This is a genomic window from uncultured Flavobacterium sp. (assembly GCF_963975005.1).
Classification (GTDB): domain Bacteria; phylum Bacteroidota; class Bacteroidia; order Flavobacteriales; family Flavobacteriaceae; genus Flavobacterium.
The window spans coordinates 1-8,422 of sequence record NZ_CAXBFR010000125.1; the positions used below are offsets into that span (position 1 = coordinate 1).

Annotated in this window: 6 protein-coding genes; 3 read left to right on the top strand and 3 right to left on the bottom strand. The window is 31.8% G+C overall.

The window, feature by feature from the left end; all coding sequences use genetic code 11:
* On the top strand, window positions 1-1,359 hold a 1,359-nt coding region (locus tag AACZ53_RS12420; RefSeq protein WP_339838969.1), incomplete at its 5' end, for a T9SS sorting signal type C domain-containing protein.
* A 66-nt stretch (window positions 1,360-1,425) separates the two neighbouring features.
* Here the strand turns inward: AACZ53_RS12420 and AACZ53_RS12425 are convergent.
* From AACZ53_RS12425 to AACZ53_RS12435, 3 genes are all read right to left on the bottom strand, one after another.
* Window positions 1,426-1,644 (bottom strand): hypothetical protein, encoded by a 219-nt coding sequence (locus AACZ53_RS12425; RefSeq protein ID WP_339838971.1) that lies wholly within the window; start codon window positions 1,642-1,644, stop codon window positions 1,426-1,428.
* Between the two features lie 38 nt (window positions 1,645-1,682).
* Complete coding sequence (locus tag AACZ53_RS12430) at window positions 1,683-1,859, bottom strand: hypothetical protein (RefSeq protein ID WP_339838973.1); 177 nt, start codon at window positions 1,857-1,859, stop codon at window positions 1,683-1,685.
* A 185-nt stretch (window positions 1,860-2,044) separates the two neighbouring features.
* Window positions 2,045-2,974: a bifunctional riboflavin kinase/FAD synthetase gene (locus tag AACZ53_RS12435; protein ID WP_339838975.1), complete on the bottom strand. Its 930-nt coding sequence runs from the start codon at window positions 2,972-2,974 to the stop codon at window positions 2,045-2,047.
* A 132-nt stretch (window positions 2,975-3,106) separates the two neighbouring features.
* On the opposite strand from AACZ53_RS12435, the gene AACZ53_RS12440 reads away from it, so the two are divergent.
* Together AACZ53_RS12440 and AACZ53_RS12445 are read left to right on the top strand one after the other, a co-directional pair.
* Window positions 3,107-5,809 carry a reprolysin-like metallopeptidase gene (locus tag AACZ53_RS12440; protein ID WP_339838976.1) on the top strand — a complete coding sequence of 901 codons (2,703 nt, stop codon included), beginning with the start codon at window positions 3,107-3,109 and terminating at the stop codon, window positions 5,807-5,809.
* A gap of 116 nt (window positions 5,810-5,925) precedes the next feature.
* A partial coding sequence (locus tag AACZ53_RS12445) for a reprolysin-like metallopeptidase (protein WP_339838978.1) occupies window positions 5,926-8,422 on the top strand: 2,497 nt, incomplete at its 3' end.

Here is an 8,422-nt window from a genome sequence, read left to right on the forward strand (position 1 = left end):
ATATATTGGTCATCACCAATTCAAGGTTTTGCAGTAAGTACTTTGCCAAGCTCTCATAGATTTGAATGGAGCCCAACAGCTGCAAACGCAAATAGTACACAAGGAAATTGGTTAACTGCTTCTGGTACTATGCTTACCGCAAAAGGATATATTGCTAGAGCTTCAAATGGTGCTACAACAGCTGCCGCTTTGCCAGTTACATTTCAGGGAGGAGAGCCTAATAATGGAATAGTTAGTGTTGGGATTAGTAGAGGTGACACAACAGGTACTGATGATTGTTGGAACCTAATTGGAAATCCATATCCTTCAGCCATATCTGCAAATTCTTTAGTAACAGAAAACACTAGTATTGAAGGAAGTGTTAGGTTATGGACACATTCATCTATACCAACTACTTCGAATGGAAGTCCATTTTATCAAAATTATGTCTATAACTATTCAGACAGTGATTATATTGTTTCTAATGGAACAGGATCTACAATACCTGGTGTATTTGACGGGAATATTGCTTCTGGTCAAGGATTCTTTGTTAGAATGTTAGAGGCCGGTGAAACAGATGTTAATCCACCAATAAATACTACTACTTCAGGCTCATCGACTATTACGTTTAAGAACTCTTACAGGAGAACAGCTGGTGGAGCTGTATATGATAATTCCTCTTTTTTTAAAAACAGTACTACAAGCACTAGTGTTGATCAAAGTAGAATTTGGTTAGATTTAATCTCACCTAATTCTGTTTTAACAAGAACTCTTGTGGGATATGTTCCCGGAGCTACTTTAGCTAAAGACAGAATGTATGATGCTTTAATAGAGGTTGATTCTTATAAACTTTACTCATTAATAAATACACAAAAGCAAACTATTCAAGGAAGACCAGTTCCGTTTGATACTAATGATCTAGTTCCACTGGGAATGTTTATTCAAATAGCAGGAAATTACACTATTGCAATAGCATCTGTTGATGGATTATTCTCAGATATCTCTCAAAACATCTATTTAGAAGATAAATTATTAAATCTAATTCATGATTTAAGACTAGTTCCATATACATTTACTACCACTATTGGAGAGTTTAATGATAGATTTGTCTTAAGGTACACAAACACAACTTTAAGTAACCCTGAATTTGAAAGCACAAACGGTTTAGTAATTGTTTCTAATAATAGAGTAACTCTTTCTGCATCAGAGAATATAAAGTCAGTTATTGTATTTGATTTATTAGGAAGAGTAGTTTATACAAAAAACAAAATCAATACAACAGAAGTTATTTTAGATAAATTGATACCAACAAGAGAAGCTTTAATTGTAAAAACTACTTTTGAAAATGGTAAAGTAGTTACTAAAAAAATACTATTTTAAATCTTAGCATAGAAAAAAAAGGGTATTGCTGTTCTGTTTAGCAATCCCTTTTTTATTAAAATTGTTTTATTTGACCTTAGGTTTTAACGCAACATCTTTCCAATACTGCATCAATGTAAATGATCCAATTAAACTTGAAGCAATTCCTTCGAAAAATAAGATGCTACAATATTTAACTATGTTGTTGTCTTTTCCAAAGAAGAATGTATCAGAAAGTCTATCTAAGTAGGATTCGCCACCTTTAATGTAAATGAAAACAATTAAACCAATGATACTTAATCCCACACCAATAATGCCTGTTTTAAAACCTGAAAAAAAATTTTCTAAGTACTCAGATTTACCGTTTTTAATGTTTCATTAATTCCATAAAGAACAATAAAAGCATTTAAAATTCTTAAATAATTTTTATCGGCAAAACCAAAAAGGTCTAATAGAAGAAAAAATAGTCCAATGCCAAGAAAGATTAAAATTCCATTTTTAAATTCAATATTATTTTTCATAATTTGTTGTTTTATGTTAAATTTAATTAAAAAAACATAAAACATTGAAAACCAATGCTTAAAATTTAGTTAAATTATTCCAAAACAATCTATTCATTATGAAATTAATAATTCCATTTTCCAAGATACGTTTGGGGCATAAAAAAGCTAATAAAAATTTGAAAAAGAAATTAAGGAGGAGTTAACTATATTTTTAAAATGTAATTTTTCGAATATTCTTTGTCCAAGTCTAATTGTTTTTTTAATTCATCTAAAGAATCAAATTTTTTTTCGTCTCTAATTCTTGATAATAAGTTAACACAAATTTCTTTAGCATATATTTCTTCATTAAAATCGAAAAAATGGATTTCAATACTTTCAGAAATGCCTTGAACAGTTGGATTGTTCCCAATATTCATCATTCCAAAAACAGTTTTATTATCAATAAAGCTAGAAACAATATAAACACCATTCTTAGGAATTAGTTTATAATCTTCAGAAATTTTAAGATTAGCCGTTGGATAATTTATAGTTCTACCATTTTTTTCCCCTTCTACAACTAAGCCAAATAAAGAATAATCATGTCCTAAATAACTAGTTGCTAATTCAATATTTCCATTCAATAATGCTTTTCTAATTTTTGTAGAACTTATTGAAATATCGTCAATTTCTTTTGCGGAAATTTGCTCTACTTCAAAATTATATTTTTTTCCTAAAATGATTAAGTCATTTATATCAGCCGATCTGTTTTTTCCAAATTTATGATCATAACCAATTATTATTTTAGCTAAGTTTAGTTTGTCAATTAGAATTTTTTTCACAAATTCTTCTGCAGACAGTTCAGAAAAGGTAGAATCAAAAGGATGAATAATTAAAGTATGAACGCCAGTTTTTTCAATTAATTTTGATTTTTCATCAATTGTATTAAGTAGCTGAATTTTCTCATCCTGTTTCAAAACCATCCTAGGATGAGGGAAAAAAGTTAGTAAAATACTTTCTAAATCACTAGCTTTAGCTTCTTTGACAAGTTTTTGTAGTATTTTTTGATGACCAATATGAACGCCATCAAAGGTCCCTAAAGTCAAAATGCTTTTCTTTTTCTTATTGTAATCAAAGATAGACTGGAATGTATTCAAAATAGTTATATAAAAATACAAAAGTATTGATATTGATACTTAAAATCCTAACATTGTCAAATAATTTGTTTAATTTCTTATAAACAAATTATTTTTTATTAAATTTGTTAACTAACTATTATAACCATAATTATGAAAAAATTACTACTTTTTTCTTTATTTTTAGTGTTTTCTTCAAATATTTTTGCTCAAACCAGCAAGATTTGGAAAGAAATATCTAAAAATGAAGTTGCTCAAACAAATAAAAATGTGGAAAGAGAATCTTTTCCTCAAGAATTTAAATTGTATCAAGTAAATGTTGATGCAATTAAACAATCACTTTTATCTGCACCAGATAGATTTTCAAGAACAAAATCAAATGCAATAATTTCTTTACCTAATGTAAAGGGTATAATGGAAAAATTTGAAGTTTTTGAAGCATCAAATTTTGAGGCAGCTTTACAAGCTCAATATCCAAATATTCGTTCTTATATTGGGATTGGTTTGGATGATAAAAATGCTCAAATAAGATTAAGTTTTGATCCAAGTGGAATTCAAACAATGGTTTTTAGAGCAGGAAAACAAAGTGAATTCATGGAGCCATATTCTCAAGACGGTTCTGTTTATGCAATTTACAATTCATCAAGAAACAAAGGGAAATTACCTTTTACATGTTCTACAGAAGACCATGCCGTTATAAATGACATTAACCCTCAAACCTTAAGAGCTAGTAATGGAGTTTTAAAAACACTTAGATTAGCTTTGTCATGTAATGGTGAGTATTCAAATTATTTTGGAGCAACTAGTTCTGCACAAGTTGCAAATGTTTTAGCTGCTTTTAATGCTACAATGACTAGAGTTAATGGAGTGTTTGAAAAAGATTTTGCAGTTCATATGAATATTGTTGCACAATCAACAAATGTAATTTATTATGATCCAGCAACTGATCCATATACAACACTGGCTAGTTGGAATACGCAGTTACAAGTTGCTTTAAACACAACTTTAACAGGCCCTTCTACTGCTTTAGCGGCCAATAATGCAGCTTATGATGTTGGGCATATGTTTGGTGCTTCAGGAGGTGGTGGTAACGCAGGTTGTATCGGTTGTCTTTGCGTAGATGGTGTTGCATCTGGTGCAGGAAGTACAAAAGGAAGGGGTATTACCTCTCCTGCAGATGGAGTTCCAGCTGGAGACACTTTTGATATTGATTATGTTGCGCATGAATTGGGCCATCAATTTGGAGCAAATCATACGTTTTCAATGAGCTTAGAAGGAACTGGCGTAAATGTTGAGCCAGGATCGGGCTCAACAATCATGGGATATGCAGGTATTACCGGCTCAACAGATGTGCAACAAAATTCAGATGATTATTTTGCTTATAGAAGTATAGCACAAGTTCAAACTAACTTATTGAGTAAAACTTGTCCAACAACAATAGCAATAACACACGGTGCTCCAGTTATGAATGCAGGTTCTGATTGGATTATTCCAAACAGTACTCCATTTATATTAACAGGTTCTGGAACAGATCCAAACAACGATCCGCTAACATATTGTTGGGAACAAAACAATAATGCAACAGTTGCATTTACTACCGTTTCACCTACAAACACAACTAGTCCAAACTGGAGATCTAGAAATCCAGAGACAACAGGCGTTAGATATATGCCAAAATTAGCGAGTGTTTTATCAAATACATTAACATCGGATTATGAATCTGTTTCTTCGGTTGCAAGAACTTTAAACTTCACTTTAACAGGAAGAGATAATGTTGTAAATGGAGCTCAGACTGGTACAGATGAAATGATAGTGAATGTTTCAGGAACAGTTGGGCCATTTGATGTTACATCTCAGGCAGCTGATGGGATTTCATGGACTCAAGGGTCAACGCAAACAATCACATGGACTGTAAATGGAACAACTGGATTAGTTGGTTCTGCAAATGTTGATATTATGTTATCGCTTGATGGTGGTCAAACATTCACAACAACATTAGCATCAAATACATTAAATGACGGTTCAGAAGTAATCACTGTTCCAAATGTAGCCGCACCATTTTGTAGAGTAATGGTTAAGCCTACTGGAAATATTTATTATGATATTAATTCAAAAGATTTCGCAGTGGGGTTTGTTATAACAAATTCTTGTAATACATATACAAATGCAACTTCTTTACCAATTCCTGATGGAACGGGAGCTAATGTTCCTGGAGCAACCGCAACTAATACTATAATTGTACCAGTTACGGGAACTTTATCAGATGTTAATATTGGTTTAAATGTTACTCATACATGGCCAAATGATTTGGTTATTGGAATTAGTCATCCAAACGCAACTCAAGATTTAGTTTGGAACAGATCATGTGGGTCGAATGATAATTTTAATATAACGATGAGTGATGGTTCTCCATCTTTTAGCTGTGTTGCAAACATGACAGGGACATTTTCTCCAGCTTCTCCTTTAGCGGTTTTTAATGGATTAGTTTCTAATGGAACTTGGACTTTATCAGCAACTGATTTTTATAATGCAGATCCAGGTACAGTTAATTCATGGTCTATTGAGGTTTGTTCTCAATCTATTACAGCTTCAGCTGAAAGCTTTGGGTTATCTGATTTTTCATTATATCCAAATCCAAATAATGGTAATTTTACAGTTCAATTTAATTCAGAATCAACAAATAACATAAACATTAGTGTTCATGATTTGAGAGGAAGAGAAGTTTATTCAAATGCTTATAAAAATAATGGATTATTTAATCAAACATTAAATCTTAATAACATTATGTCAGGAATTTATCTTGTTACGGTTCAAGATGGATCTAGAAAAGAAGTTAAAAAGATTATTGTAGAATAATAAATATTTTATTTAAGAATTATAGCGAGAAATGTTAATTATGACATTTCTCGCTATTTTTTTTAGTTTAAATAAAATTACTTTAATACATTTACTAACTATTAAAAAACTTAATTATGAAAAAATTATTACTATTTACTTTTAGTATACTTATTTCATCTAGTTTTTATGCTCAAACTACCGCTAGTTGGAAGTCAGCGTCAAAAAAAGATGTAACTAAAGTTAACAAAAATGTGGAAAGGCAATCTTTCCCACAAGAATTTAAATTGTTTCAAACAAATGTGCAAACATTAAAACAATTATTACAATCGTCACCAGATAGATTTGTTGCAAAAAAATCAAGTACTATAATTTCATTACCTAATATTGATGGTAATATGGAAAGATATGAGTTTTTTGAAGCTTCAAATTTCGATTCAGATTTACAAGCTCAATATCCAGATATTCGTTCTTATGTAGGTATTGGAATAGATGATAAATATGCTCAAGTAAGACTAAGTGTTGATCCAAACGGAATTCAAGCAATGATTTTTAGAGCAGGAAAGCGTAATGAGTTTATTGAACAATATTCAGCTGATGGTTCAGTTTATGCAGTTTATAATTCATCTAGAGTAAAAGGAAACTTGCCTTTTACATGTTCGACTGTTGATCAAGAAATTATTTCTAATTTACAAGCAAACTCAAATGGTTTAAGATCTAGCAATGGAGTTTTAAAAACATTTAGATTAGCAATGTCATGTACAGCAGAATATTCAAATTATTTTGGAGCAACAAGTGCTGCTCAATCTGGTTTAGTTTTGGCTGCATTTAATGCTACAATGACAAGAGTAAACGGAGTTTTTGAGAAAGATTTAGCTCTACACATGAATATTACTGCAAATAGTACTAATGTTATATATTATAATGCTTCTACTGACCCTTATTCAGCAGCAGCAGCAGGTTCTGGTGGTGCATGGAATGGTGAGTTACAAACAACTTTAACGAACGTATTAGGAACTACTACATATGACATTGGACATTTATTTGGTGCTTCAGGTGGTGGTGGAAATGCAGGATGTATTGGTTGTGTTTGTAGTACAGACGGAAGCAAAGGAAGTGGTTTTACTTCTCCGGCAGATGGTGTTCCATTAGGGGATAATTTTGATATTGATTATGTGGCTCATGAAATGGGTCATCAATTAGGAGGAAATCATACTTTCTCTCATGGAACAGAAAACAATGCTGTAAATGTAGAGCCAGGATCTGGTTCAACAATTATGGGTTATGCTGGTATTACAGGGGCAACAGATGTACAAGCTCATTCTGATGATTATTTTACTTATAGAAGTATTTTGCAAATTCAAACTAATTTATTGACAAAGACATGTACTGTAGATACTGCTATTACTCATGGAACTCCAGTAGTAAATGCTGGTAGCGATTGGACAATTCCTATAAGTACACCATTTATATTAACTGGTTCTGCTACTGATTCAGGTGGAAACCCTTTAACTTATTGTTGGGAACAAAATAATGACGCAACAAGCCCGGGTCTTGGCGCAACAGGTTCTCTGGTATCTCCTACAAAAACAAATGGAGCAAACTGGAGATCTAGAGATCCAGAGGCTGTGCCATTTAGATATATGCCTAAGATAGGTAGTGTATTAAATAATACATTAACAGCAGATTGGGAATCAGTAAACTCTGTTGCAAGAGTTATGATTTTTAGTTTAACAGCTAGAGACAATGTTGCTGGTGGTGGTCAAACAGGTACTGATGAAATGTTATTAACTGTTTCAGTTGCTGCTGGACCATTTGACGTGACTTCTCAAAATACAGATCAACTTGTTTGGGCTCAAGGTTCTTCTCAAACAATAACTTGGACAGTAAATAACACAACGTCTTTAGTAGGTTCTGCAAATGTTGATATTTTATTGTCAACTGATGGTGGACAAACTTTTGCAACTACTTTGGCTTCAAGTGTACCAAATAATGGTTCTTATGCTATTACCGTACCAAACATTACTTCGCCAAACTGTAGAGTTATGGTTAAACCAACTGGAAATATTTATTATGATATAAATACTAAAAATATTGCTATTGGAAATTATACCTATCAAACTCAAAACAGTTGTACAGATTATACTTTTCAAGTTGGAACACCTATTAGTGAAAATGCAGCTTCATACGCTGGTTTAGGATTTACTATTACGGATTCATTTACATTAACAGATATTAATATTAGACCAAATTTAACGCATCCAAATGCAGGAAACCTTTATTTTGGTTACAGACATCCTTCACAAACTACAGGAGTAACAAGATTAAGTTCTGGTTCTTGCTCAGGAAGTGCTAATATTAATTTACTATATGATTCACAAGGTACTGCGGTAAATTGTGCTAGTACAACTAGTTTGGCTCCAACATTACCTTTAGATCCATTTACTCCATTTGTAGGGTTAAATTCTGCAGGTCAGTGGGTGTTTTTCTTAACTGATGTTGTAGTTGGAGATGGAAATGTAGGTACTTTTAATGACGTAACTTTCAATTTATGTAAATCAGAATTAGTGCCAGTTTTAAAATCTGAAACTTTTGGATTAACTGACTTTTCATTATATCCAAATCCAAATAATG

Coding starts and splice junctions, on each gene's coding strand:
- AACZ53_RS12430 (WP_339838973.1), bottom strand. CDS start 1,859: ATGAAAAATAATATTGAATTTAAAAATGGAATTTTAATCTTTCTTGGC.
- AACZ53_RS12440 (WP_339838976.1), top strand. CDS start 3,107: ATGAAAAAATTACTACTTTTTTCTTTATTTTTAGTGTTTTCTTCAAAT.